Annotated in this window: 24 protein-coding genes, 2 tRNA genes and 1 CRISPR repeat array; of the genes, 13 read left to right on the top strand and 13 right to left on the bottom strand. The window is 66.3% G+C overall.

The window, feature by feature from the left end; translation table 11 throughout:
• Positions 1–169: 169 nt before the first annotated feature.
• Positions 170–583 (top strand): DUF8146 domain-containing protein, encoded by a 414-nt coding sequence (locus ACFQI8_RS11220; RefSeq protein ID WP_004969001.1) that lies wholly within the window; start codon positions 170–172, stop codon positions 581–583.
• Positions 584–628: 45 nt separating this feature from the next.
• Here ACFQI8_RS11220 and ACFQI8_RS11215 read toward each other — a convergent pair whose 3' ends face one another.
• Positions 629–1,090: a DUF5814 domain-containing protein gene (locus ACFQI8_RS11215; protein WP_390244791.1), complete on the bottom strand. Its 462-nt coding sequence runs from the start codon at positions 1,088–1,090 to the stop codon at positions 629–631.
• 150 nt (positions 1,091–1,240) lie between these two features.
• On the opposite strand from ACFQI8_RS11215, the gene ACFQI8_RS11210 reads away from it, so the two are divergent.
• Positions 1,241–1,313, top strand: a tRNA-His gene (locus ACFQI8_RS11210).
• A gap of 396 nt (positions 1,314–1,709) precedes the next feature.
• Positions 1,710–2,492 (top strand): competence/damage-inducible protein A, encoded by a 783-nt coding sequence (locus tag ACFQI8_RS11205; protein WP_390244789.1) that lies wholly within the window; start codon positions 1,710–1,712, stop codon positions 2,490–2,492.
• A 15-nt stretch (positions 2,493–2,507) separates the two neighbouring features.
• Here the strand turns inward: ACFQI8_RS11205 and ACFQI8_RS11200 are convergent, their stop codons facing one another.
• Positions 2,508–3,680, bottom strand: coding sequence for a M50 family metallopeptidase (locus tag ACFQI8_RS11200; RefSeq protein ID WP_390244787.1), 1,173 nt, complete (start codon positions 3,678–3,680; stop codon positions 2,508–2,510).
• Positions 3,681–3,766: 86 nt separating this feature from the next.
• On the opposite strand from ACFQI8_RS11200, the gene ACFQI8_RS11195 reads away from it, so the two are divergent.
• From ACFQI8_RS11195 to ACFQI8_RS11180, 4 genes are all read left to right on the top strand, one after another.
• Positions 3,767–4,156 (top strand): cupin domain-containing protein, encoded by a 390-nt coding sequence (locus ACFQI8_RS11195; protein WP_390244785.1) that lies wholly within the window; start codon positions 3,767–3,769, stop codon positions 4,154–4,156.
• Positions 4,157–4,288: 132 nt separating this feature from the next.
• A complete protein-coding gene (locus ACFQI8_RS11190) occupies positions 4,289–6,343 on the top strand; it encodes a DEAD/DEAH box helicase (RefSeq protein ID WP_390244783.1) in 2,055 nt (684 codons plus the stop codon).
• 74 nt (positions 6,344–6,417) lie between these two features.
• Entirely contained in the window at positions 6,418–8,274 is a 1,857-nt protein-coding gene (locus tag ACFQI8_RS11185; protein ID WP_390244781.1) for an SLC13 family permease, read from the top strand.
• Positions 8,275–8,323: 49 nt separating this feature from the next.
• Positions 8,324–8,396: transfer RNA gene (locus ACFQI8_RS11180), tRNA-Pro, on the top strand.
• Between the two features lie 200 nt (positions 8,397–8,596).
• A CRISPR array of direct repeats spans positions 8,597–10,599; the repeat unit is 30 nt; unit sequence GTTTCAGCAGAACCCTTGTGGGATTGAAGC.
• Between the two features lie 191 nt (positions 10,600–10,790).
• Here the strand turns inward: ACFQI8_RS11180 and ACFQI8_RS11175 are convergent.
• Together ACFQI8_RS11175 and ACFQI8_RS11170 are read right to left on the bottom strand one after the other, a co-directional pair.
• Complete coding sequence (locus tag ACFQI8_RS11175; RefSeq protein WP_390244779.1) at positions 10,791–11,075, bottom strand: DUF7861 family protein; 285 nt, start codon at positions 11,073–11,075, stop codon at positions 10,791–10,793.
• A 3-nt stretch (positions 11,076–11,078) separates the two neighbouring features.
• Positions 11,079–12,692 (bottom strand): spermidine synthase, encoded by a 1,614-nt coding sequence (locus tag ACFQI8_RS11170; protein ID WP_390244777.1) that lies wholly within the window; start codon positions 12,690–12,692, stop codon positions 11,079–11,081.
• A gap of 139 nt (positions 12,693–12,831) precedes the next feature.
• Between ACFQI8_RS11170 and ACFQI8_RS11165 the strand changes: the two genes are divergently transcribed.
• On the top strand, positions 12,832–13,524 hold the full coding sequence (locus ACFQI8_RS11165; RefSeq protein WP_390244776.1) for a CRISPR-associated protein Cas4: 693 nt from the start codon (positions 12,832–12,834) through the stop codon (positions 13,522–13,524).
• Between the two features lie 124 nt (positions 13,525–13,648).
• Here ACFQI8_RS11165 and ACFQI8_RS11160 read toward each other — a convergent pair whose 3' ends face one another.
• From ACFQI8_RS11160 to ACFQI8_RS11150, 3 genes are all read right to left on the bottom strand, one after another.
• Positions 13,649–14,251: an L-threonylcarbamoyladenylate synthase gene (locus ACFQI8_RS11160; RefSeq protein ID WP_390244774.1), complete on the bottom strand. Its 603-nt coding sequence runs from the start codon at positions 14,249–14,251 to the stop codon at positions 13,649–13,651.
• A gap of 96 nt (positions 14,252–14,347) precedes the next feature.
• Positions 14,348–14,854 carry a redoxin domain-containing protein gene (locus ACFQI8_RS11155; protein ID WP_390244772.1) on the bottom strand — a complete coding sequence of 169 codons (507 nt, stop codon included), beginning with the start codon at positions 14,852–14,854 and terminating at the stop codon, positions 14,348–14,350.
• Positions 14,854–15,117 carry a glutaredoxin family protein gene (locus ACFQI8_RS11150; RefSeq protein WP_390244770.1) on the bottom strand — a complete coding sequence of 88 codons (264 nt, stop codon included), beginning with the start codon at positions 15,115–15,117 and terminating at the stop codon, positions 14,854–14,856. Before ACFQI8_RS11150 ends, ACFQI8_RS11155 begins: the two co-directional genes overlap by 1 nt.
• A gap of 159 nt (positions 15,118–15,276) precedes the next feature.
• Between ACFQI8_RS11150 and ACFQI8_RS11145 the strand changes: the two genes are divergently transcribed.
• A complete protein-coding gene (locus tag ACFQI8_RS11145) occupies positions 15,277–16,686 on the top strand; it encodes a hemolysin family protein (RefSeq protein ID WP_465261712.1) in 1,410 nt (469 codons plus the stop codon).
• A 121-nt stretch (positions 16,687–16,807) separates the two neighbouring features.
• On the opposite strand, the gene ACFQI8_RS11140 is transcribed toward ACFQI8_RS11145, so the two are convergent.
• The 3 genes from ACFQI8_RS11140 to ACFQI8_RS11130 are packed head-to-tail and all read right to left on the bottom strand — an operon-like array spanning position 16,808 to position 18,495.
• A complete protein-coding gene (locus ACFQI8_RS11140; RefSeq protein WP_390244768.1) occupies positions 16,808–17,083 on the bottom strand; it encodes a hypothetical protein in 276 nt (91 codons plus the stop codon).
• Positions 17,080–18,288, bottom strand: a complete 1,209-nt coding sequence (locus ACFQI8_RS11135; protein WP_390244766.1) for an inorganic phosphate transporter — start codon at positions 18,286–18,288, stop codon at positions 17,080–17,082. Before ACFQI8_RS11135 ends, ACFQI8_RS11140 begins: the two co-directional genes overlap by 4 nt.
• 42 nt (positions 18,289–18,330) lie before the next feature.
• Positions 18,331–18,495 carry a DUF7859 family protein gene (locus ACFQI8_RS11130; RefSeq protein WP_390244764.1) on the bottom strand — a complete coding sequence of 55 codons (165 nt, stop codon included), beginning with the start codon at positions 18,493–18,495 and terminating at the stop codon, positions 18,331–18,333.
• A 96-nt stretch (positions 18,496–18,591) separates the two neighbouring features.
• Between ACFQI8_RS11130 and ACFQI8_RS11125 the strand changes: the two genes are divergently transcribed.
• Positions 18,592–19,593 (top strand): ArsR/SmtB family transcription factor, encoded by a 1,002-nt coding sequence (locus tag ACFQI8_RS11125; RefSeq protein WP_390244762.1) that lies wholly within the window; start codon positions 18,592–18,594, stop codon positions 19,591–19,593.
• A gap of 217 nt (positions 19,594–19,810) precedes the next feature.
• Here the strand turns inward: ACFQI8_RS11125 and ACFQI8_RS11120 are convergent, their stop codons facing one another.
• Complete coding sequence (locus ACFQI8_RS11120) at positions 19,811–20,329, bottom strand: metallophosphoesterase (protein ID WP_390244760.1); 519 nt, start codon at positions 20,327–20,329, stop codon at positions 19,811–19,813.
• 134 nt (positions 20,330–20,463) lie between these two features.
• Here ACFQI8_RS11120 and ACFQI8_RS11115 point away from each other — a divergent pair, with 134 nt between their 5' ends.
• Complete coding sequence (locus ACFQI8_RS11115) at positions 20,464–21,408, top strand: cation diffusion facilitator family transporter (protein WP_390244758.1); 945 nt, start codon at positions 20,464–20,466, stop codon at positions 21,406–21,408.
• A gap of 60 nt (positions 21,409–21,468) precedes the next feature.
• On the opposite strand, the gene ACFQI8_RS11110 is transcribed toward ACFQI8_RS11115, so the two are convergent.
• Entirely contained in the window at positions 21,469–22,494 is a 1,026-nt protein-coding gene (locus tag ACFQI8_RS11110; RefSeq protein ID WP_390244756.1) for a threonine aldolase family protein, read from the bottom strand.
• A gap of 117 nt (positions 22,495–22,611) precedes the next feature.
• Here ACFQI8_RS11110 and ACFQI8_RS11105 point away from each other — a divergent pair, with 117 nt between their 5' ends.
• A complete protein-coding gene (locus ACFQI8_RS11105; RefSeq protein ID WP_390244754.1) occupies positions 22,612–23,694 on the top strand; it encodes an aminopeptidase in 1,083 nt (360 codons plus the stop codon).
• A 281-nt stretch (positions 23,695–23,975) separates the two neighbouring features.
• Positions 23,976–24,128, top strand: coding sequence for a hypothetical protein (locus ACFQI8_RS11100; RefSeq protein WP_167321014.1), 153 nt, complete (start codon positions 23,976–23,978; stop codon positions 24,126–24,128).
• 5 nt (positions 24,129–24,133) lie between these two features.
• Here ACFQI8_RS11100 and lrp read toward each other — a convergent pair whose 3' ends face one another.
• On the bottom strand, positions 24,134–24,592 hold the full coding sequence (gene lrp / locus ACFQI8_RS11095; protein ID WP_089779760.1) for an HTH-type transcriptional regulator Lrp: 459 nt from the start codon (positions 24,590–24,592) through the stop codon (positions 24,134–24,136).
• Between the last annotated feature and the right edge of the window lie 58 nt (positions 24,593–24,650).

Raw genomic sequence — 24,650 nt, 5'->3', positions numbered from 1 at the left:
GCCCCGCGACCGGGCGCGTCAGCGGGACGCCCACCGGCCGACGAACGCGCCGACACCGACCGACGGCCGATTTCCACCGTCACACGCCACTTTTTGCGACGAATTGCGACGCCCGAGACCCCTCGTCTGACGAACCATTAAGTGGCCTCACCACGGACCGAGAAATATCATGGGCAACAAGAACAAGACCATCTCGTTTCGCGTCAACGAGGACGCGTTCGAGACCCTTCGGGAGATCGCCGAGGAGCGGGACATCTCCCTGTCCGCCGTCTTCCGCGACTACGTGGACACGTTAGTTGCCCACGACGGTCAGGTGCAGGTCGTCCCGAAACACGAACTCGAAAAGCTACGCGAGGGCGAAGACGAGTCGTTCCCGCCGACCGTGGAGGTCCCCAAGAGCTTCATCCGCGAGCACGAGCGCCTCGAACTGGAGGCCGAACACCTCCGCGAACAGCTCGAAGAGCACAAGGGCTACGTGAACTACCTGCGCGAGCAGGTCGAAACCGACCACGACGACGTCGAAGAGGTCATCCAACTGGAGGACCTCGATACCGGCGACGAGCCGTCGTTCCGCCTCGGCTAAGCGTCTCTCCCGTCGTTCTGCGGCTTTCGTTCGTCCCGATTCGATTCAGCGAGGACCGACGAGGTCCTGTTTCGCCCGCCGAGCGTCGTCTTGCATCTCCCGGTCGCCTTCCACGTCCGCGAGCGCCTCGACGGATTCGAGCGTCCGGACCGAGTCGTCGAGAAACGAGAGTACGTCGCCGGGGTAGGCGTACACCATGTAGTCGTCGGTCATCACGTCCACGATGGCGTCAGGCCCGAGACCCTGCGCGCGGAGTTCGAGCAGGTACTCGATGAACTGGCGCTCGGGGTAGCCGGTGTAGATGTCGTCGGAGTTCTCGCAGTCGAGGAAGTCCTGCGCGAAGTCGAGCAGGCGGTCGCGGGTGGCGTCGTCCACCTTGGCGAGCCCCTCGCCGGAGTAGAGGATTTCGAGGGTCGCACCGCTGAAGACGCGCTTGGGGATGTTCGTATCCAGTTGCGAGACGATCTGGCGGTGGTTTTTGAGATAGATCTTGTCCGTGATAGCCACTGCTACCCGCGACTTCGGGCCACCGCGGCAAAAGCGTCCCGCTCGCCGGCGCGGAGCGGTCGACGGGGGCGACCACTGTTACGTACTGTCATTCCGGGACCGTAGCGTAACGTATTTTAGTCGTAGCGGATTAGGAAGGGTTGCAACGTGTCCGGGTTGGGGTAGTGGACTATCCTTCAGCCTTGTGGAGGCTGAGACGCGGGTTCAATTCTCGCACCTGGACCTCTTCTCTACATTTCGACCAGTGAGCGCCGCAATCGAGACAGGAGCATCTCGAATCGCCCACCAGACCCAAGTGTGACACAAACTAACATTTGACGTGGGATGAGAACCCAACTCCGCGCGGACAACTCGGTGTTCGACCGCATCCGCGACGCGATACTCAACCGCGGCGACCCGGAGGACAACGAAGCGCCGGTCGGCCCCACGGTACCGACGGGCTGACCGGTCGCTCCGCAGAGTCGTCGTCGGTTCATCTCGCTTTTCGGCGAGCCGGCGCGCGAACCGCCGGGAGCGGAGCGACTCGTCCGGAAACGTCGAGACGACGGTCGTCGACGACAACCCGAAGGGAACACCGGAAACAGGCAGGTCTTTCTTCCGGGCGTCATACGACCCGGCCATGCAGGTCGCCATCCTCACCGTCGGCAACGAACTGCTCGCGGGGGACATCGAGAACACGAACGCGACGTGGTTAGCTCGGCGGCTCACCGAGGGCGGGGCGACGGTCGCGCGGATTCAGACGGTGCCCGACGACCACGGGGTCATCGCCGAGGCGGTCGCCGACTGGGCGGCCGCCTTCGACGCGGTCCTCGTCACCGGCGGCCTCGGCGGGACGCCGGACGACATCACGATGGAGGCCGTCGCCGCCGGTCTCGACCGGGCGTTCGTCGTCAACGAGGAGGCCGAAAGACAGGTCGAATCGACCATCGCGGCGATTCTCGAACGCCGGCCCGACATCGACTTCGACCTCGAACCCGAGTGGTACGCCTCGATGCCCGCCGACGCCGAGGTGCTTCCGAACGAAGAGGGTCTCGCGCCCGGCTGTCGAGCGGGGAACGTCTACGTCTTGCCGGGCATCCCCACGGAGATGAAGCCGATGTTCGAGTCCGTCGCCGAGCGGTTCGCCGGCGACGTCCGGTCGCGGGTGGTCTACGCCGACGCGCCGGAGGGGGCCGTCGCCCGCGAACTCGGCGTCGTCGCCGAGCGCTTCCGCGTGGGCGTCGGGAGCTATCCCAACAGCGGCGGGCCGACGCGAATCAAACTCACCGGCGGCGACCCGGCGGCCCTCGACGAGGCGATGGCGTGGTTCCGGGCGAACGCGACCGTGGACCTCTACGAGAGCGAATCGGCGGTCGAAGCGGCGCGCGATGGAAGAACGGGAAGTGAGTCTCCCGAGAACTGAGAGACAGGCGGCGAATCAGCGGAGCTGTGCGAGGCCGGCGTCGGCGCGGGGCATGGCGTCGAGCGACCCGCGACTGCGAATGATGTTGAAGGCGGTGACGAGGTCCGACCGGGAGACGAGGCCGACGAGTTCGCCCGCCTCGTCGACGACCGGGAGGCGGCCCACGCCGCGCTCCTGCATGAGGGCGATGGCTTCCATCGCGTCGGCGTCGGGGGTGATGGTCGCCAGTTCGTCGCTCATGATGTCGTCGACTCGGAAGGCGTCGCGTTCGACCTCCTTGACGCCGCGGGCGTCGTCGAGGGTGACCATGCCGACGAGGTCGCCGCTTCTGAGGACCGGGTAGCCCGTGTGGCGCTCGACGAACATGCGTTCGAGGAGTTCCGCGACGGAGGTCTTCTCGTCGACCACGTCGAGGTTCTCGTGGCCGGTCATGATGTCGCGGACGACCACATCCTGAAACGTCGCCTTGAGAACGGTCTGTTGGGCCTCGCTGGACGCCCCCATGTAGATGAAGAAGGCGAGCGCGACGAGAAACAGGTTGAAAAAGAGGCCGAACAGGCCGAGCAGGAACGCGAACACCTTGCCGACCTCGGCGGCCATCTGCGTCGCTTTCGCGTGCGGGCGGTTCCGCGCGAGGAGCGCCCGGAGGACGCGCCCGCCGTCCATCGGGAAGCCGGGGAGCATGTTGAACACGGCGAGCGAGACGTTCACCAGCGCGAGGTAGCCGAGGACGAACTGCGCGGGGGCCTGCGACGCGGGGAGCAACAGGAAGCCGGCGTAGGAGACGACGCCGATGGCGACCGAGACGAGCGGCCCGGCGACGGCGATGGTGAACTCCTGTTTCCAGTCCTCGGGTATCTCCTTGAACCGGGCGACGCCCCCGAAGAGCCAGAGCGTGATGGACTCGATTTCGTAGCCGTAGCGCATGGCGACGAGCGAGTGACCGAACTCGTGGAGCAGAACGCCGGCGAACAACCCGATAGCGGCCGCGCTCCCGAGTACCCACTGCATCGACCCCGCGGAGATGGCCGCGCCGTCGATACTCGCGCCGAAGAGGTCGTTGACGACGAGCGCAAGATTCGTCACGTCCGAGCCGATGAGCCACGCGAAAAGCGGGAGAACGATGAGGAACGTGAGGTCCAACTTTATCGGGATGCCGAAGACGCTACCGATGCGGATTCCTCGCATACCCGTAGTAACCCCGGAGGGAACTTAAGCAGTCAGGGCGGGAAGACGGGGAAATGCTTACGCGGGCGGGCAATCGACGGGGAGACATGAGCGATTCCCGACCGGAGCCGGTGGTCAAGCGGAGCGCGGACATCGAGTACGAGGCGGTCGACGCGGCCGACGGGATGTCGAAGGGCGTCCTCGTCTCCGAGGCCGACGGCGCACCGAACTTCGCCATCCGGCGGTTCGTCCTCGATTCGGGTGCGTCGGTGCCGAAACACACCAACGAGGTCGAACACGAGCAGTACGTCCTGTCGGGCCGGTACGTCGTCGGCATCGGCGACGAGGAGTACGAGGTCGAAGCCGGCGACTCGCTTTTGATTCCCGCCGGCGTCGTCCACTGGTACCGAAACGAGTCCGACGAGGAGGGGGCGTTCCTCTGTGCGGTCCCCAACGGCGACGACGCCATCGAACTCGCCGACGACGCCGACGCCTGAGCGTGGCCGGCCGTCGGTGGCCCTCGGAGGCCGGGGGCGAGGAGACACGGTACGAAGCCGTGTGCGGGTCGCTATCGAATCTGAGCGGTCGCAGGCGAATCGCTGAAATACCACGTCGCCGTAGCAGGCACCGTGTCTAAACAGGTCACCCGCGTCGACACGCTGTTTCTCCACCAGACGGGAGACGACTACCTCGTCGTCGCCCGCCGGGACGGAAAGCGGGTGCTCCGCGGCAAGCTCGAACTCAAAGAGACGAACGCGGGGCCCCGCCCCCTGCGCTTTCTGGTGACGCGGAAGGGAGAGGACTCGCCGCGCGACCCGAGCCAGTTCGTCGAACTCGCCCGGTCGGCCGCCCGTATCCGCATCTCCCAGCAGACGCCCAAAGACGGCCGCGACGAGCTGAAAGAGATGTTCGACGGCTACCAGCTTGAGGCGCTGACGGTGCGGACCTGCCGCCGCTGTGCCGTCAACGGCCGGTACTCGCCTATCACCGACGACACGGCCATCAAGGCCGAACACGAGCACATCTGCCGCGACTGCGCCGTCCAGGAGCTGGAGGGCGAACTCTCCTTTGCGGGCGGGCTCACGCAGGCGGCCCAAGAGCGCTTAGAGGAACTGCTGTACGAGACGGGCGACCTGACCCGCATCACGAACTTACTGCAGGGCGAGTTGGACCCCGACCTGACGAAGTTCGACACCATCAGCGCGACGACGGAGGACGTGGAGCTGGTCGAGACGAGCACGCTCGACCTCCACCCGAACCTGAAGTCGATGCTGACCGAGCGCTTCGACACCCTGCTCCCCGTCCAGAGCCTCGCCATCGACAACGGACTGCTCGACGGCGACGACCAGCTCGTCGTGAGCGCGACGGCGACCGGCAAGACGCTCGTCGGCGAACTCGCCGGCATCGACCGGATGCTGAAGGGCGACGGGAAGATGCTGTTTCTCGTCCCGCTCGTCGCGCTCGCCAACCAGAAACACGAGGACTTCAAGGAGCGCTACGGCCACCTCGGCAAGGTGACCATCCGGGTCGGTGCGAGCCGAATCAACGACGATGGCAACCGCTTCGACCCGAACGCCGACGTCATCGTCGGCACCTACGAGGGCATCGACCACGCGCTCCGGACGGGGAAGGACCTCGGCGACATCGGCACGGTCGTCATCGACGAGGTCCACACCCTGAAAGAAGAGGAGCGCGGCCACCGCCTCGACGGGATGATAGCCCGTCTGAAACACTACTGCGAGGCCCGCGCGAAGCGCCGCGAGAGCTACGGCGGCGCGCAGTGGATTTACCTCTCTGCGACCGTCGGCAACCCGAAGTGGCTCGCACAGAACCTCCGGGCGAACCTCGTCGAGTACGAGGACCGCCCCGTCCCCATCGAACGCCACGTCACCTTCGCCGACGGCCAGGAAAAGCCACGCATCGAGAACCGCCTCGTGCGGCAGGCGTTCGACTCGAAGTCCTCGAAGGGCTACCGCGGCCAGACCATCATCTTCACCAACTCCCGGCGGCGGTGTCACGAAGTCGCCCGGAAGATGGACTACAACGCCGCGGCGTACCACGCCGGACTGGACTACGGCCAGCGAAAGCGCGTGGAGCGACAGTTCGCCAATCAGGACCTCGCGGCCGTCGTGACGACCGCCGCGCTCGCCGCCGGCGTCGACTTCCCGGCGTCGCAGGTCATCTTCGACACGCTGGCGATGGGCATCGAGTGGCTCTCCGTCCAGGAGTTCAGCCAGATGCTCGGCCGCGCCGGTCGCCCCGACTACCACGACAAGGGCGTCGTCTACCTGCTCGTCGAACCCGACGCGAGCTATCACAACACGATGGAGATGACCGAAGACGAGGTCGCGTTCAAGCTCCTCAAAGGCGAGATGGAGGAGGTCCGGACGGTGTACGACCAGTCCTCGGCGGTCGAGGAGACGCTGGCGAACATCGTCGTCGCCGGCAAGAAGGCGAAGGCGCTCAACAACCGGATGCTCGGTGAGTTGCCGACAACGCACGCGGTGGGGAAGCTCCTGGAGTGGGGCTTCATCGACGGCCTCGACCCGACGCCGCTCGGCCTCGCCGTGACCCGGCAGTTCCTCTCGCCGAGGGAGGCGTTCGCCATCCTCGACGGCATCCGAAAGGGGTCGTCGCCGTACGAAATCGTCGCCGACCTCGAACTCGACGAGGAAGGCCGGTGAACTCGGACGCCCTCGGCCGAGGCTAACACTCCGAATCCCGCACGCTTTTTGGCCGCCACCGCGTCGATGACCGCGTGGTCGCGATAACGCCGGACATCCTCGCCGTCTTCGCCGTCATCCTCGTCGCGTTGGCGTTTTTCGCGACCGAGCCCGTCCCGGTCGACGTGACGGCCATCGGCGTGATGGTGTCGCTGATGCTGATTCAGCCCGCTTCCGAGGCGCTCGCCTCGGCGGGGATGCTCGGCGCGCCAATCGTCCTGTTCGAGTCCTACCCCGGCGACGCCCTCTCAGGGTTCGCCAACACGGCGACGCTGACCGTCCTCGCGATGTTCATCCTCAGCGAGGGCGTCCAGCGGACCGGTATCATCCAACTTCTCGGCGCGAAGATATCGACGTTCACCGGCGACAGCGAACTCCGGCAACTCGGCGCGACGGTCGGCCTCGTCGGTCCCATCTCCGGCTTTATCAACAACACCGCCGCGGTCGCCATCCTGCTCCCGATGGTGACGGACCTCGCCGACCGCGGACGGACCTCCCCCTCGAAACTCCTCTTACCGCTGTCGTACGCGTCGATGTTCGGCGGCATGCTGACGCTTATCGGGACCTCGACCAACATCCTCGCCAGCGACGTCTACTCGCGCATCACGGGCGAAGCGCCGTTCACGATGTTCGAGTTCACCGCGCTCGGCGCGGTGGTCATGGCCGTCGGCGTCGTCTATCTCATGACTGTCGGCCGGCGGCTCACCCCGGAGCGAATCGAGCCCCGACGGGACCTGACCGAGGAGTTCGAGATGGCGGAGTACCTGACCGAGGTCGTCGTCCGCGAGGACTCCCCGCTCGTGGGCCAACAGGTCCAACGGGCGCTCGTCGAGACCGAGTTCGACGTCGACCTCCTCCAGCTCATCCGCGGCGAGAGCGTCTTTCTCGAACCGCTCGGCCCGAAGGAGATTCAGCCGGGCGACGTGTTCACCCTGCGGACCGACCGCAACACGCTCGTCGAACTGCTCGACGTGGAGGGCCTCGACCTCGTGCCGGCGACCGTCACCGAAGACGAACTCGAACTCGCCGACCGCGGCCAGAACCTCGTCGAGGTCGTCGTCGCACCGGGGTCGGCGCTGGTCGGCGAGTCGCTCGCCTCGGCGAGTTTCAGACAGCGGTACGACGCGACCGTGCTCGCGCTCCGCCGCGGCGGCGAACTCATCCGCCGGCGGATGGACAAACTCCCGCTCCGCGTCGGCGACACGCTTCTCGTGCAGGCGACCGTCGAGAGCATCGAGCGCCTCGACAACAACCGCAACTTCATCGTCGCCCAGGAAATCGAGCGCCACGACTACCGCGAGTCGAAGATTCCGGTCGCCGTCGGCATCGTCGCCGGCGTCGTCGCGCTCGCCGCGCTCGACTTCCTGCCCATCGTCGTCGCCGCGCTCCTCGGCGCGCTCGCCATGGTCGCCACGAAGTGCCTCCGCCCGACGGAGCTGTACGACGCCGTCCAGTGGGACGTTATCTTCCTCCTCGCGGGCGTCATCCCGCTCGGCATCGCGATGGAGAACTCCGGGGCCGCCGAGCTCCTCGCCGAACTGGTCGTGATGACCGGCGACTACCTCCCCCTCATCGCCGTCCTCGGGGTGTTCTACTTCGTGACCGCGCTCCTGACGAACGTCATCTCGAACAACGCGAGCGTCGTGCTCATGATTCCGGTCGCCATCGAGGCCGCGACAACGCTCGGAGCCGACCCGTTCTCGTTCGTCCTCGCGGTCATGTTCGCGGCGTCGACGGCCTTCATGACCCCCGTCGGCTACCAGACGAACCTGTTTGTCTACGGCCCCGGCGGCTACAAATTCACGGACTACATCCGCGTCGGCGGCCCGCTACAGTTGCTTCTCGGGGTCGTGACGACCGTCGGTGTCGCGTACTTCTTCCCCCTGACCTGACGGGGCGGAACGAAACCCTTTACTCCGCGACGGGGAGAGTCGTATATGCGGGACCGTGGGTTAGCCTGGTATACTTCGGGCCTTGGGTGCCCGTGACCCCGGTTCAAATCCGGGCGGTCCCATTGGGTTTATAAACAAAGCGGCCCGTTTTGCCGCCACTTTCCATCCCAACAGACGGGGGTCTGCGCGTGAGTCTTGCGAGTGCCCTCCGTGTGGTCACGATTCCGTCGACCCCCCGGGGGGTGCGGGGGTATTGAGGGTCGACAGAAACGTTGATATGATTTCACCATGTACAGCCGTCTATCCCCGTGAATTCGGGATGGTTTCAGCAGAACCCTTGTGGGATTGAAGCCCCTCTTGGGCGACGCCATAGTCGGCGCGCCCCGCGGTTTCAGCAGAACCCTTGTGGGATTGAAGCGGTGTTCGCGTTCATCTGTGTGTCCTGTGCTCTCGCAGTTTCAGCAGAACCCTTGTGGGATTGAAGCGGCCTCCTGGACCGCGTCAGAGATCTCGCCGGGGGTTTCAGCAGAACCCTTGTGGGATTGAAGCGAGCGCACACCCAGCGCCGAGCGCAGTCCGAACCGCGTTTCAGCAGAACCCTTGTGGGATTGAAGCGAAGGATCGAGTCCTCGCCGACAGCGATGCCAGAGAGTTTCAGCAGAACCCTTGTGGGATTGAAGCCTCGGTGAGCACTCGTTCTTCGGGCGTGCCTGAGGAGTTTCAGCAGAACCCTTGTGGGATTGAAGCGAACTCGTCGTTCTCAACAGCGCCGACGAGGTCCTGTTTCAGCAGAACCCTTGTGGGATTGAAGCATCGGGTTGCCCGCCCCTTTCACGTCGTCACGGAACGGTTTCAGCAGAACCCTTGTGGGATTGAAGCTTGGAACTCAACGAGACGCTTGCGACGGGCATCCGGTTTCAGCAGAACCCTTGTGGGATTGAAGCTCCGTTTTGCTGTTGGTCTCCTTAATCGCGCGGTAGTTTCAGCAGAACCCTTGTGGGATTGAAGCGAGGTCCAAGCCGACGACGCCGGCGAACTCGAAGGTTTCAGCAGAACCCTTGTGGGATTGAAGCTTCGACTCGGTTGAGGAGTAAGCCGCCACCAGAACGGTTTCAGCAGAACCCTTGTGGGATTGAAGCTGACCGACTCGAAGACGTCGAAGCCGAGAACGCCAGGTTTCAGCAGAACCCTTGTGGGATTGAAGCCCAGAGATCGGCGTTGGTGATGCGCCACTCTTGTTTCAGCAGAACCCTTGTGGGATTGAAGCCGCTGACGCGCTCGGACATCCTCGCTATGCTCGGTTTCAGCAGAACCCTTGTGGGATTGAAGCTCTCGTCCACAGGACGCCCGCTGAGCGACAGCCACCCGGTTTCAGCAGAACCCTTGTGGGATTGAAGCTCCCGATGGAACGGCCAGCAATATGGTGGCGACCGGTTTCAGCAGAACCCTTGTGGGATTGAAGCGACCCGAAGCACGGCGGCCTGAAACGCATCTACCGCGGTTTCAGCAGAACCCTTGTGGGATTGAAGCCGCCGGAGGCTCAACGCATGACGTACGAGGAAGTCGGTTTCAGCAGAACCCTTGTGGGATTGAAGCTGACACAGACTCGGCGCCCGATGCGCCGGGAGACACGAGTTTCAGCAGAACCCTTGTGGGATTGAAGCGACTCGCCGTAGTCGGCGATCCAGGCGTCGGGGATGGTTTCAGCAGAACCCTTGTGGGATTGAAGCGACTACTCCATCAAGGGCATCAGGGACTTCACTGTCGTTTCAGCAGAACCCTTGTGGGATTGAAGCCCTTCATCGGTCTGGCACCTCCGGGATCCCGCGATCGTTTCAGCAGAACCCTTGTGGGATTGAACCCGTGAGAAAGCATGAGTACGAAACAAGTCCACCGGTTTCAGCAGAACCCTTGTGGGATTGAAGCGAGCGATGATATCGGAGGATTTCGAGTGCGTCGTCCGGTTTCAGCAGAACCCTTGTGGGATTGAAGCCGCCACGCCGATGTTGGGACCATCCGCTACCCGCGTGTTTCAGCAGAACCCTTGTGGGATTGAAGCTCCGGGTGTCTGTCTGGTCTGTCGTCAGATTGTTACCGGTTTCAGCAGAACCCTTGTGGGATTGAAGCTCATTCGGGTCCGGCGAGACCACGTCGCTGACGGGGGTTTCAGCAGAACCCTTGTGGGATTGAAGCTGTCGGCGTCTGTGACGGTTCCAGTGGGTCCATGAGTGTTTCAGCAGAACCCTTGTGGGATTGAAGCCCGAGCAAATGCTTGAGAATCCAGACGTGCAAGCAGTTTCAGTAGAACCCTTGTGGGATTGAATCCCAGTGGTGGGGCCCACAGGATGGCGGCTACTGCGTTTCAATGACCAAACGCGAACCGCGAGACGGCGTTGAGAGGACTTTTGCGGCGAGCGGGAGACCTCTCGACCGGGATGTCAATCCAGCCGTTCGATGTCCTCGGCGGGGTCATGTTCATCGCAGGCCTCGCAGTCGTGACCGCCGTGGTCGCGGAGTTACCGCCGCTTCTTTCGGTACCAGAACCGACAGCCGACGGGCGACTCGCCGGCGTCGACATCGAGTCGGGGGAGAAACAGGTCGCGGACCGCGAGGGTGACGACCAGTTCGACCGAGTCGCCGCCCTCACGTTCGGCCGTCTCGTCACCCGGTCGGTCGCTGTCTGCCGGGCGCGCGCGGACCACCCAATGGCCGTCGCGTTCGGCGGCCGACGTGACGACGCCCTCGGTCCAGCGGTCGCGGTCGTGGGTCGGTTCCCTTGCGTGGATTCTGTCGTGGACCATTGCCTACGCCGCCCTTACGGCCGGCCCGGTGACAGCGCTTCGGGTTGCGTTCCCGTCGGCCTCGCGTTGTTCGGTCTCGTTCGTCCGCTGGATGACGTAGCGCTGTCCGACCATCGGGTCCAAGAGGCTGTCGACGGGCGCGCGGTCGTCGGTGAGAAGCGGCACGTCGTCGGTGGGTTCGTCGTTCCGGTAGGACGTGAGTTCGGCCGCGAGGTCGATGCCGATGTCGCGCCGCTCGTTGCGCGCCTGTAGCTCCGCGGCCGTCACGGGCGTCTCGTCTTTCGTCGCCACCACCTCGATGTTCTGGACGACGACGCTCCCCGCGGTGGGGAAGCTGTACACCTGCGGGTAGACCGACCGCATCGTCTTGTACTCCGCGCGGTAGAACTGCGAGGCCGGGCCGCTCGGCGCGGAGATGACGTTGGCGAACAGGACGCCGTCCTCGTCGAGGCGGTCCGAGGTGAGTTGCATGAACCCCTGTGTCGTCAGCTGAAACGGAACCTTGTCCTTCCGGTAGGCGTCGAGGACGATGAGGTCGTACGTCCGATTCGTCTCCCGGAGATACTGCCGGCCGTCCATCGTGTGGACGTTGAGCCGCGGCGACTCCTCGACGCCGAAGTACTCCTCGGCGACGGAGACGACTTCGGGGTCGAGTTCGACCACGTCGACGGTCACGTTCGGGTACGTCTCCAAGAACACACGCGGGCCGGTGAACCCGCCGCCGCCGACGAACAGCACGCGGTCGACGTCGTCGGACAAGAGGAAGGGGACGTGGAAGTACGACGTGTAGTCGAAGACGTGGCGCGTCGGGTCGTCGAGGTCCATCGCGCTGTGGGGCTGGCCGTCGAGGTAGAGCGTCCGCGTCCCGCCCGCGTCGGCGACGCGAAGCTCCTGATAGGCGGTCTGGGTGTGGTAGACGGTCGTGCCGCGGGAGTCGAGACCGATGCCGCCGGTCAGCGACGCGAGGACGAGGACGGCCGCGATGCCGACGCTCCAGACCGCTTCCTCTCGGCCGATATCGGGGCGTGCGAGCGCGAGCGCCGTCACGACCGAGACGAGTCCGAAGACGAGCCCGATGTTGGTGACGCTCAGAGACGGGATGAGAAAGTAGGTAGTGGCGAACGCGCCGATGATACTGCCGACGGTGCCGACGGCGTAGACGTGCCCCGAGGCCGCGCCCACGTCGGACCGCCCGGAGAGTTCCGCCGCGTAGGGGCTGATGAAGCCGAGGAAGTAGGTCGGCGGCCCGAACAGGAGGGTGATGGCGGGGAGCGACGCGAACCGGCTCGGGACGGGGAGTCCGGCGGTCGACTGGATGAACAGGTCGCCGAGGAGAATGACGCCCGCGATGTAGGCGGCCGTGCCGATGAAGACGCGGGCGAGCGCGCCGTTCGACGCTCGTTCGGCCTGCTGTCCGCCCCGGTGGTAGCCGAGGCTCAGCGCCGCGAGGAAGACCCCGATAATGCTCCCCCACGTGTAGATACTGCTACCGAACTCGGGAGCGACCATCCGCCCGGCGAGAATCTCCAGCCCCATGCTCGTGACCCCGGAGACGAACACGGCGAGTTCGGGCCGTGTCATCCGGAGCCACGAGGAGGATGAGGGCGTCGATGCCATGTCAGTACGCCAAGGGACGCGGCCGTATTAATTCATGCACGGCGGCGAACTGGATGCGGTTCGAGGCGATGCTCGCCGACGAGCCGGTCGAACGGTCGCGTGCAAACGCTCTTAACCGATGAGGAGGCCACGCCGGTCCGTGTCCACCAGCCTCGTCGCCGCGTCCGATCTCGCCCGCGCCGCCTACTGCCCGCGACAGCTCTACTACGCCCGCCGCGACGACGACCGAGCGCCGCCGGCCGCAGTCGCCGACGTTCGCGCGCTCGCCTTCGAATACCCCGACCTGCTCGACGCCCCCACCGACGCGCTCGCGGCGCGTCCGATTTCGGTGTCGCCGGCGGCGTACCGCGAGCACCTCGCTCGACTCCGCGAGCGCGACGACTGGGACGCGCTCACCGACCCCGTCGCCCGCGACGAACTCCTCACGGGGAAAGATTGCCGCGGCGTCGCGCACAAACTCGTCGGCTCGCCCGACGGCGAGGGCGACCGACCGCCGGTGCCGATTCCCTCCCTCGTCTCGCCGGGCGAACCGCCCGAGCGCGGCGTCTGGGAACCCCAGCGCGTCAGGGCCGTCGCGCTGGCGAAGGCGCTCGCGTGGGAGCGCGAGGCGTCGGTGTCGCGTGCGCTGGTCGAGTACCCGGCGGTCGGCGTCGTCCGAACGGTCAGACTCACGACGGGGAACAAGGCGGCCTACCGACGAGCGCTCCGCGTCGCCCGCAATCTCGAGTTCGTCCCGTCGCGGCTTCGCGACTCCGCGAAGTGCGAGTCGTGCGCCTACCGGGAGCGGTGCGGCGTGAAAACGTGGTCGCTGTCGTCGTTACTCGGTCGATGAGGCGCTTCCCGTGGTAACTCCGGGTCGCCTCGCCTGCGTGCTCGTCGGGCTACGTCGTCAGTGTGCTCGTCGGGCTACGTCGTCAGTGTGCTCGTCGGGATACGTCGTCAGTGTGCTCGTCGGGCTACGCGTTGTCGGCGTGCTCGTCTAACCACGCTTCGATGTCGTCGGCCATCGCCCCGCGGCGGTGGACGACGCCGCGGCCGGGGTCGACGACGGTGCTCTCGGTGCCGGGGGTCGTCCCGCCGTCGAGGACGGCGGCGACCGCGTCCCGAATCTCGTCGGAGAGCTGTGAGGGGTGGGTGATGCTCCCGGTTCCGGAGCGGTTGGCGCTGGTCGCGGTGACGGGCGTCCCGGCCGCGCGGAAGAGGTCGACCGCGAGTTCGTGGTCGGGGACGCGGACGCCGACGCGGTCCTTCCCGGCGACGAGCGCGTCCGGGAGGCTGTCGCGTCGCTCCACGACGACCGTCACCGGGCCGGGGAGGAACCGGCGCATGAACGCCTCCTCGCGGGCGTCGGCGGCGACGTGCGCCAGCGCGGCGTCCACGTCGGGGAAGCCGGCCGAAAGCGGTTTGTCTCGGTCGCGGCCCTTGATGTCGAAGACGCGTTCGACCGCGTCGGCGTTCGTCGCGTCCGCGCCCATGCCGTAGACCGTCTCGGTCGGGTAGACGACCGCCTCGCCGCGGCGGATGGCGGCGGCGGCACGCTGTACGTCGTCGTCACTCATGAGAGAACCGACGGGCAACGGGCGAAAAAGCGTGACGAAACGGCGATTCCGCGCGGATGGGAGCGCGGTCGGCGCGGCGAGAATCGGGTGGGCGGCCTACAGGTCGTCGAGGGCGTCCGCGATGCCCTCGTAGTCCGGGAAGTCCGGCCACTCGTCGGCGACCCAGCGGTACTGGACCGTTCGGTCCTCGTCGAGGAGGAACACGGCGGGGCGGTGTTCGGTGACGCCGGCCATCCCGTCGAGGTCGTGTTCGAGGTCGTAGTCGGCCGCGACGCCGGCCGCGGGGTCCGAGAACAAGCGGGCGTCCACGCCGCGCGCTTCGAGGAACGACTTGTGTTCGTAGGGCGACGAGATGGAGACGCCGACCGTCTGCACGTCCTCCGGGACGCCGCGGTCGCGGAGCTCGTTCCAGACGTACGTCGCGGGGAACGCGCCCGCCATCGTGTGGAACACGAGAAGGACGGGACCGTCGTCGGTGAGGTCCGAGAGCGAGGCGTCCTCCCAGAACTCCGCGTTGACGAGCGGGCGGGTGAAGTCGGGGGCGGTGTCGCCCACCGCCGGCGCGTCGTGGTCGGGCAGGGAGACGACGTCGAAGTCGGGCATCAGGCTCCCTCCCCGTAGGTGTGTTCGAGGTACTCGACGATGTTCGCCGACTCGGACATCGTGACGCCGGTGTTGTCGTCGACGATGGCGGGGACCGAGCGCTTGCCCGAGACGCGCTTGACGACGTTCCGGTCGGAGTGCATCGGCTCGACGAACCGCGACTGGTAGGCGAGGCCCTGCTCGTCGAGCGTGCGGACGACCCGCTCGCAGAACGGGCACGCCTGCAGTCGGTACAGCGTAATCGCCGGTTGCTCGTCGGACATGGGCGGCTGTTGGGCAGAGCGTCGCCTAAGCCCTTCGCTCGCGGGCATCCGCGCCGCAATATCGTGACTGACCGGTCCGACGGGGGCGAACGAGACGCCGAACGAGGCGTTTTCGAGGGCAACTCTTAATTTCGGTCCCGCGCAAGACAGTGTCGTTACATGGGTTTGCCGCCGCTACAGTTACTTCCAGCCACGACACTCGCGGCCGCACAGGTCTCGAACATGCCGCTGGACGATACGACGATAACAGTCCTCGGTGTGGCTGCGATTATCGTCCTCGTCGGCCTCTCGGCGTTCTTCTCTTCCTCCGAGATTGCGATGTTCTCGCTCGCGAAGCACCGCGTCGACTCGATGGTCGAGGAGGGTATCCCCGGCGCGGAGCGGGTCAAGTCACTCAAAGACGACCCGCACCGCCTGCTCGTGACCATCCTCGTCGGCAACAACATCGTCAACATCGCGATGTCGTCGCTGGCGACCGGCCTCCTCGCCGTCCTCGACTTCGGCGCTGGCGAGTCGGTCCTCATCTCGACGTTCGGTATCACGACGCTCGTCCTCCTGTTCGGCGAGAGCGCGCCGAAGTCCTACGCCATCGAGAACACCGAGTCGTGGTCGCTCCGCATCGCGCGACCCCTGAAGTACGCCGAGTTGCTGTTGCTCCCGCTCGTCATCCTGTTCGACCACCTGACGCGCCTCGTCAACCGCATCACCGGCGGGCAGACCGCCATCGAGACGACGTACGTCACCCGCGACGAGATTCAGAACCTCATCGAGACGGGCGAGCGCGAGGGCGTCATCGAGGAGGAAGAACGCGAGATGCTCGACCGCATCTTCCGGTTTAACTCGACTATCGCCAAGGAGGTCATGACGCCCCGCCTCGACATGACCGCCGTCCCGAAGGACGCGACCATCGACGAGGCCATCGAGACGTGCGTGCAGGCCGACCACGAGCGGGTCCCCGTCTACGACGGCAACCTCGACAACATCATCGGCATCGTCAACATCCGAAATCTCGTCCGCGAGAAGTACTACGGCGAACGCGGCGTCGGCATCGCCGACATCGTCTCGCCGACGCTCCACGTCCCCGAGTCGAAGAACGTCGACGAACTGATGGCCGAGATGCAGGACACGCGGATGCAGATGGTCGTCGTCATCGACGAGTTCGGGACCACCGAGGGTCTCATCACCCTCGAAGACATGGTCGAGGAAATCGTCGGCGACATCCTCGAAGGCGACGAGGAAGAGCCGTTCGAGGCAGTCGGCGAGAACACCTACCTCGTCCGCGGCGAGGTCAACATCGACGAGGTCAACGAGATGCTCGACATCGAACTCCCCGAGGGCGAGGAGTTCGAGACGCTCGCCGGCTTCATCTTCAACCGCGCCGGCCGCCTCGTCGAGGAGGGCGAAGAGATCAGCTACAACGACATCATCATCCGCATCGAGCAGGTCGACAACACGCGCATCATGAAAGCACGCATCCAGACCAACGCGGGCATCGAAGCCGCCGACGGCGACGAAGACGAAGACGAAAACGGCGGCGACGAGGAAGCGGAAGTCGAACCAGACACCTGACCGGTCGACCCGACGAACCCAGTTCGTTCCGACCGCCGAACTCGACTCGTCTCGACGCCCGACCGAACCGACTTCGTCTCGGCCCGACCGAACTCGTTTTCAGCCCGTCATCCGCCGCGATTCAACCGAGGAGCGTAAACGAGAGGAACACGAGCACCAGCGACGCCAGCGCGAGAAACACCAGTCCGGTCGCGTCGGCGGTGCCGTCGCCGAGCCGTCGCGCCCGCCCGCGAAAGCGAATCGCCAGCGCGAACGCGCCGAGGCCGACGGTCCCGAAGGCGAACCCGCGGAGCGAGATGCGGGTCACGACCGCCATCCCGATGTGGTAGACGCCGAAGACGGCCCAGAGGGCGGAAACGAGGCTAGCGAGCGCGACGCGGAGCGCACGGACGTTCACACACCGAGTACGCTCGACACGAGCGTAAAGACGCCGTAGCTCAGTCCGAGCGCGAGGGCGAGCGAGCCGACCCACGCGAGGACTGTGTACAGCATCTTCCGCCCGGAGACGCCCGACCCGCCGGCGGCGTAGCCGGAGCCGATGATGGCGCTGACGATAATCTCGTTGAACGAGACGGGGACTCCGAGGGCGACGGCGGTCTGGGCGATGGCGAACGAGGGAATCATCGCCGCGATAGAGCGCCGCGGCCCGAGCGAGGAGTAGTCCTGCGCGAGCGCCTTAATCATGCGCGGCGCGCCGGTCCACGACCCCGCGAGGAGGCCCAGTCCGCCGCCGACGAGGAGCGCCGGAAGCGGGACCGTGACCGCGTCGAGAAGCGGGACGAGCGGCCCGATGGCGAGGCCGACCTGACTGCCGCCGGCAGAGAAGGCGACGAGACCGCCGAGGACGAGGAGGAACCGTCGCTGGCCCCGGGTCTTGTCGGTCGTCACCCAGCGGCCGACCACGGCGGCCGCGGCGAGCGCGACGAGAAGCGAGGCGGCGACGAACCAGACCGTCTCGCCGAGGCCGCCGAGGCCCCCGAGGCCGGTCAGTTCGACCGCGGCGGCACGGGCAATCGAGGCCGACCCCGACGCGCCGCCGAGCCCCGCGAACTCCATGTTGGCGACGAGCAGGCCGACGAGACCGGCGAGCGCGGGGACAGTCCATCGCTCGGAGACGCCGTCGGCGCGAAGGAGTCGGGCGGTCGCGTACGACGCGCCGCCGCCGACGAAGGGCGTGAGCACCCACAGCGAGACGATCTGCTGGTATTTCGCCCACGCGGGGACGCCGCCCATGGCGAGGCCGACGCCGACGACCGCGCCGGTGACGGTGAAGGCGGTGGCGATGGGGTAGCCGGCGAAGACGCCGATTGCGACGAGCACCGCCGCGGTGAGGAGCGCGACGACCGCGGCCCCGGCGGTCAGCGTGACGCCGCCGATGAGTTCCGTCCCGACCGCGTTGGTGACGTTCGCACCCTGCAGGAACGCCCCGGCGAAGCCGAGCAGGCCGACGATGAAGCCCGCGCGCATCACCGAGATGGCGTTGGCTCCGACGGCGGGCGCGAAGGGCGTCGACCCCGACGACCCCGCGCCGATGGCCCACGCCATGAACAGGCTGGCGAGCGCGGCGACGACGAACGTGGCGAGCGTTCCGGCGGCTACCACGGGGTCACACCTCGGCGGGTGTCGGGAGTTGTCCGGTCCATATCAGCGGCGGGCCTCGTCATAGCCCTCACTCAGGCCGAGGAGCGTCCGGCGGACGAGGAGATACCCGAAGAAAACGAAGAGCAACAACGCGACGAGCAGGCCGACGAACACGGGGTTCCCCGCGAGAAAGTCGACGAGGCCGTCTACGACCAAAGGGTCGGTCATGTGGGTGGGTTCGGCGGGCACGAGGTATAGCAATTTCGGCGACGCGTCGTGAAAGAATACGAACACTCTTGGGAAGCGGCGAGTAACGCCGATTCGATGGCCGACCTCATCCCCTCCACCCCGGGCGACCCGGACGATGACCGGGGCGACCGAGACCCCAAGGTCATCGGCCTCGACAGCGACGAGGCGGACGACCTGCTCGGCGCGCTCACCTCGTCGACCGCCCGGTCGGTCCTCGCGTCGCTCCACGAGTCCCCGGCGACGCCCTCCGAGCTCGCCACCGAGGTCGACACGTCCCTCCAGAACGTCCAGTACCACCTCGGCAACCTCTCGGAAGCCGACCTCATCGAGGTCGCGGACACGAGATACTCCGAGAAGGGCCGCGAGATGAACGTGTACGCGCCCGCGGACCGGGCGCTCGTCGTCGTCGCCGGGCGCGAGGACGAGACGAACGGACTGAAAGGCGCGCTCACGCGCCTCATCGGCGGCGTCGGCGTCCTCGGCGTCGGCGCGGCCGTCGTGAACCGACTCGCCCGTTCCGGGTCGGTTCTCCCGTTCGGTTTCGGCACCTCGGGCGGCGGCGCGGACGGCGCTGGCGGTTCCGAAGCCGGCCAGAGCGGCGGGGCTGGAAGCGGCCTCAACGCGACCTATCAGACCGATTCGGCCACCACGACCGCGGCGGCCGAGCGGACGCCGACCGCGACGCGGACGGCCACGGAGACCGCGACGCGGACGGCGACGACGACCGACGGCGGCGGGTTCAGCATCGCCGAGGCGACGACGACCGCGGACTCGACGACGCAGACCGCGGAGGCGACCCGGACGGCGGTGGAGTCGACGCCGACGGTGACGGAGACCGCGCAGACCGCGACGGAGGCCGCACGGACCGCGACGGAGACCGCGACCGCGACGCCGACGCAGACGCCGATTCCGGACACGACGGTCGCACAGACGGCCACGGAGACCGCGGCACAGCTCACGAGCGGGTCGAACGGGCTCGCGGGGGCCATCGGGTCGCTCTCCCCGGGAACACTGTTCTTCCTCGGCGGGCTGACCGTGCTTCTCGCGTGGGTCGCGGTGGGCGTACTGCGTGACTAAAACGGCTGTTTGAGCTTACGGTGCGTATTTGATACCGTCACCCGTAGGAGTGAGTACGGGGTCGCGCGTGGCCTCCAACGGCGACGGGACTGCCATCCGTGCCCCTGCCCCCCATCCCGTCGTCCGCGCGGCCTCGGACTCCCCCAACAGACCCTCTCCGGTCTGTTCCCGCTGATTCTTCCGGCCCTCCACCGGACCTCCACCGGACCTCGTCCCGCTATTCGCCGGGGACGATACGGAACGTCTCGAAGGTGTCGCCGTCGACCGTGACGAGTCGCCCGCGGAGTCCGCCGTCCGGCAGTTCCTCCAGTTCCGCGTGGGCCTTCCGGTTGCCCCGCGGTTGGGCGTGACTCCCCGGATTGAGGAGCGGAATCGGCCCGGTGCCGTCGAAGCCCGGCCGGTGGCTGTGGCCGAAGATGACCGCGTCGGCACCGCGCTCGCGGCCGAACATCGACAGCGCGGTGTTCCCGCCGCGGCGGGTGTGGGTCACTGCGAACTCGACGCCGCCGTAGGTGACGTTCCGCGCCGCGGGAATCCGGTCGCGTATCTCGGAGCCGTCGTTGTTGCCGTACACCGCGAGGAAGCTGTCGGCCTCGTCGATGAACGCGTCGAGGACGGACTCGCGCATGAAGTCGCCCGCGTGGACGACGAGGTCGGCCTCGCGGACGGCGTCGAGCGTTCTGTCGGTCAGTCGATGACCGTCCATGCTGTGGGTGTCGGAGACGACGACGAGCATGCGCGGGGGTAGGAGCCGGAGGGATTGAAACCTACCGACTGCGGCGTCGGGTCGGTCGGGACCGCCGCGGTCGGCGAGCGGTGTCCCGGTTCTCCGTCGGTAGCTCTATCCGAGCGGGGGGAGTGGCCCACGATATGGCAGGCAGTACGTCCGTCGTCGTCGCCGCGCTCTTCGCGAACGCGGCGATTGCGATTCTCAAGTTCCTCGGCTATCTCGCGACCGGGAGTCCCTCCATGCTCTCCGAGACGTATCACTCCATCTCCGACACCGGCAACCAGGTGTTCCTCCTCATCGGCATCCGCGACAGCAAGCGCGGCGAGACGCAGTCGCATCCCTTCGGTCACGGGAAATCGCAGTTCTTCTACTCGTTTCTCGTCTCCGTGATGCTGTTCGGCATCGCCGGCTGGGAGTCGGCCAAACACGGCTACGACGCCCTGATGCACCCCGGCCACGGCGGGGGCGGCGAGGCGCTCGTCCTGCTCGGCTTCGAAATCGAGCCCGTGTTGGTCAACGTCGCCATCCTCCTCGGGGCGATCGCCTTCGAGAGCTACGCCTTCCTGAAGGCGCACGCCGAACTCCGCCGGCAGATAGAAGAATACGACTGGAGCGGCCTCGTCGAGGCCTTCCGGCAGACGAGCGACGTGACGACGCTCACGGCGTTCACCGAAGACACCGTCGCGCTCACCGGCGCGGTGCTCGCGCTCGTCGGCATCGGCCTCACCGAGTTCACGGGCAACGAGCTGTTCGACGCCGGCGCGGCGCTCCTCATCGGGATACTGCTCATGGGCTTCGCCATCGCGCTCGCGTGGGAGAACAAGCGACTGCTCATCGGCGAGAGCGTCCCCCTAGACGAGGAACAGGCCCTCCGCGACATCGTCAAGAACGACCCGCGGGTCGTCCACGTCGACCACTTCCGCGCGAGCTACGTCGGGCCGGAGAAACTGCTCGTCGCCCTCGACGTGAGCTTCGACCCCGAACTCGACACCGAGGAGTTAGACGACCACATCACCGAAATCGAGTCCGAACTCAGGGCGGCCGACGACCGGGTGCACTTCGTCTACATCGAACCCGAGTTGTAATCCGAACGAGCCGAGCGGGCCGCCACCGGCCGACCGCCACTTACGGCGGCTTCCCCTGACCTACCGCGATTCGACCGCGTCGGCGACGAGTTCGACCGCTTCTTCGACGTCCGCCCGCGAGACGTTCAGATTCGTCGTAAAGCGGGTGTGGTACTCGCCGAACGTCCCGCCGAGGACGCCCGCGTCGTCGCACAGTTCGACGAACGCCTCGGCCGTCAGCCCGGCGGCCTCGGAGTCGATGACGACGATGTTCGTGTCGGGCGTCGGCACCGACAGGCCGGAGACGGCGTCGAGACCCTCGGCGAGCACCGTCGCGTTCGCGTGGTCGTCGGCGAGGCGGTCGACGTTGTCGAGCGCGACGAGCCCCGGTGCGGCGATGAGGCCGGCCTGCCGCATGCCGCCGCCGAACTGCTTTCTGACGCGGACGGCCTCCTCGACGAACGACTCGGGACCGGCGAGCATCGAGCCGACGGGTGCACCGAGTCCCTTGGAGAGACAGAACATCACCGTGTCGACGCGCTCGACCATCGCCTTCGGGTCCTCGTCGAGGGCGACGCAAGCGTTGAACAGGCGCGCGCCGTCGAGGTGGACGGGAATCCCGAGGTCGTGGGCGGCGTCGGCCGCGGCGTCGACATCGGCTTTCGGAACCGCGACGCCGCCGCGGGCGTTGTGGGTGTTTTCGAGGCAGAGGACGCCCGTGCCGGCGACGTGAAGCGACTCCTCGCGGGCGTGGTCGCGGACCTGCTCGGGCGTCGGGGCGGCGCGCTCGCCGGCGTCGTAGGCGCGGACCTGTAGGCCCGACAGCTGGGCGAAGCCGCCGACCTCCCACTTGTAGACGTGCGCCTTCTCGTCCACGAGCGCCTCCTGCCCGGGGTCGGCGTGGACGCGGGCGGCGATTTGGTTGCCCATCGTCCCCGACGGCACGAACAGCGCGGCCTCCGTGCCGACCACCTCGGCGGCGCGCGCTTCGAGTTCGTTCACGGTCGGGTCGTCGCCGTACACGTCGTCGCCGACGGCGGCGTCGCGGGCGGCCTCGCGCATCTCGTCGGACGGGAGCGTGACGGTATCGCTTCGGAGGTCTATCATGGGCGGAGAGACCGCGCGGACGGAGAAATAATCGGTGGTCCGCCGGGCGACCGCCGGGGGGTGTCGCAATATTTGCGCTTCGAAAGGTGTTTGCCCCGAGGACACACACGACGCGGTATGGACCCGCGCATCCGCGAGCACGCACAGACCATCGTCGACCACTCCACGAGCGTCGAGGCCGGCGACAACGTCGTCGTCTCCGCGCCCTCGGCGGCCGAGGACCTCGTCACGGCCGTCCACGAACTGCTCGGCGACCGCGGCGCGAACGTCGTCGCGATGGACGCGAACCCACGATTCACCCGCGCGTTCCTCCGCGCCGGCGACGACGACTACGAGACGCCCGCACACCTGCTGGCGCTCTACGAGGAGACCGACGTCATCATCCGCGTCCGCGGCGAGACGAACGCGACCGAACAGAGCGACGTGCCGCCGGAGACGAACGCCGCATACAAGCGCGCCTACAAGCCCGTACAGGGCGAGATGCTCTCGAAGCGCTGGTGTCTCACCCAGTACCCCGCGAAGGGAAGCGCCCAGCTCGCGGGCATGAGCACCGAGGCCTACGAGAACTTCGTCTACGACGCCGTCACCCTCGACTGGGACGCGCAGGGCGAACTCCAACAGCAGTTGGTCGACATCCTCAACGACGGCGACGAAGTGCGCATCACGTCGGGCGACGAGACCGACGTGACGATGAGTATCGCCGGCAACACCGCCATCAACGACACGGCCGAGCACAACCTCCCCGGCGGCGAGGTGTTCACCGCGCCCGTAAAGGACTCCGTGAACGGCGAGGTCTACTTCGACCTGCCGCTGTACCGGCAGGGCCGCGAGGTCTCCGGCGTCCGCGTCCGCTTCGAGGACGGCGAAGTCGTCGACTACTCCGCCGAGGGCAACGAGGAGGTCTTAGACGGCGTGTTCGACACCGACGAGGGCGCGCGCTACCTCGGCGAACTCGGCATCGGCATGAACCGCAGTATCGACCAGTTCACCTACAACATGCTGTTCGACGAGAAGATGGGCGACACCGTCCACATGGCCGTCGGCTCGGCGTACCCCGAGACGGTCGGCGCGGACAACGAGATCAACGAGAGCGCCGAGCACGTCGACATGATCGTCGACATGTCCGAGGAGTCGGTCATCGAGGTCGACGGCGAGGTCGTCCAGCGGAACGGCACGTTCGTCTTCGAAGACGGGTTCTGACCGAGTCGGCGGCTCCGCCCGGGTAGCGGACAACTCGCAACATTTCACCTCCAGTTTATCGACCGGGGAATCGACTCGAGTCGGCGGGTTTTCCAGTCGAAACAAGAGCCTTCGAGCGGTCGTCGAAAACGGTGCGGAAACGCGGGCGGAACGCCGGCCGTATCGAGCAAAACTCACGGATGTTCCAGTCGAAGCGGTGCCCTTCCGTCTATAGACAATCGTGTGACAACAATACGCATGACCCAGTAGGTTTATTTCGAATAATCGACGAACACGAGTCGATGCCAGCGGTTCAGTGTCGAGAGTGTGGGCGCGACGTGGCGGTCCACGAGATAGAAACGGCGACCACGACGACGCCCGACGGTTTCGAGACGAGGTATCGGTGTCCCTACTGTGACTCCGAGATGCGCGACGTAAAAACGCGAATCGTCTGACGGCGTTACTGGTCGAGTTCGAGGTCGAACTGCTCGTTTTCGGAGACGGCGTTGAGCACGACCGACGTGTTGGACTCGCGGATGTCCGCGTCGGTGAGCAGTTTCTTGATCTGCGTGTTCATGCCGTCGGTGTCGCGGAACTTGCCGATGGCGATGATGTCGTAGTCGCCGGTGACCTCGTACACGGAAATCATCTGCTTTTCCGCGCGGAGGCGCTCTGTGATTTCGGGGAGCGCGGAGCCCTCGACTTTCAGTTGGATGACGGCGGTCACGTCGTAGCCGAGCGCGTCGTAGTTCACCCGCGGCGTGTAGCCCTCGATGACGCCTTCGTCTTCGAGGTCTCGCAGGTGATTCGAGACGGTCGTCACCGACACGTCGAGTTCTTCGGCGAGGCTTCGCAGGCTCGCTCGACCGTCACCGAGGAGCGCGTTGATGAGCTTCGCGTCGAGGTTTTCGTACGTCATTACATCCAAGGACCGTCCGAGGGCATTAGAATTTTACGAATATCCAATTCTGTGGCAC

Origin of the sequence: Haloferax chudinovii, from assembly GCF_042663345.1 — an archaeon.
GTDB lineage: Archaea > Halobacteriota > Halobacteria > Halobacteriales > Haloferacaceae > Haloferax > Haloferax chudinovii.
The sequence above is the reverse complement of the archived record's forward strand: the minus strand, read 5'-3'. Positions and strand labels throughout refer to the sequence as shown.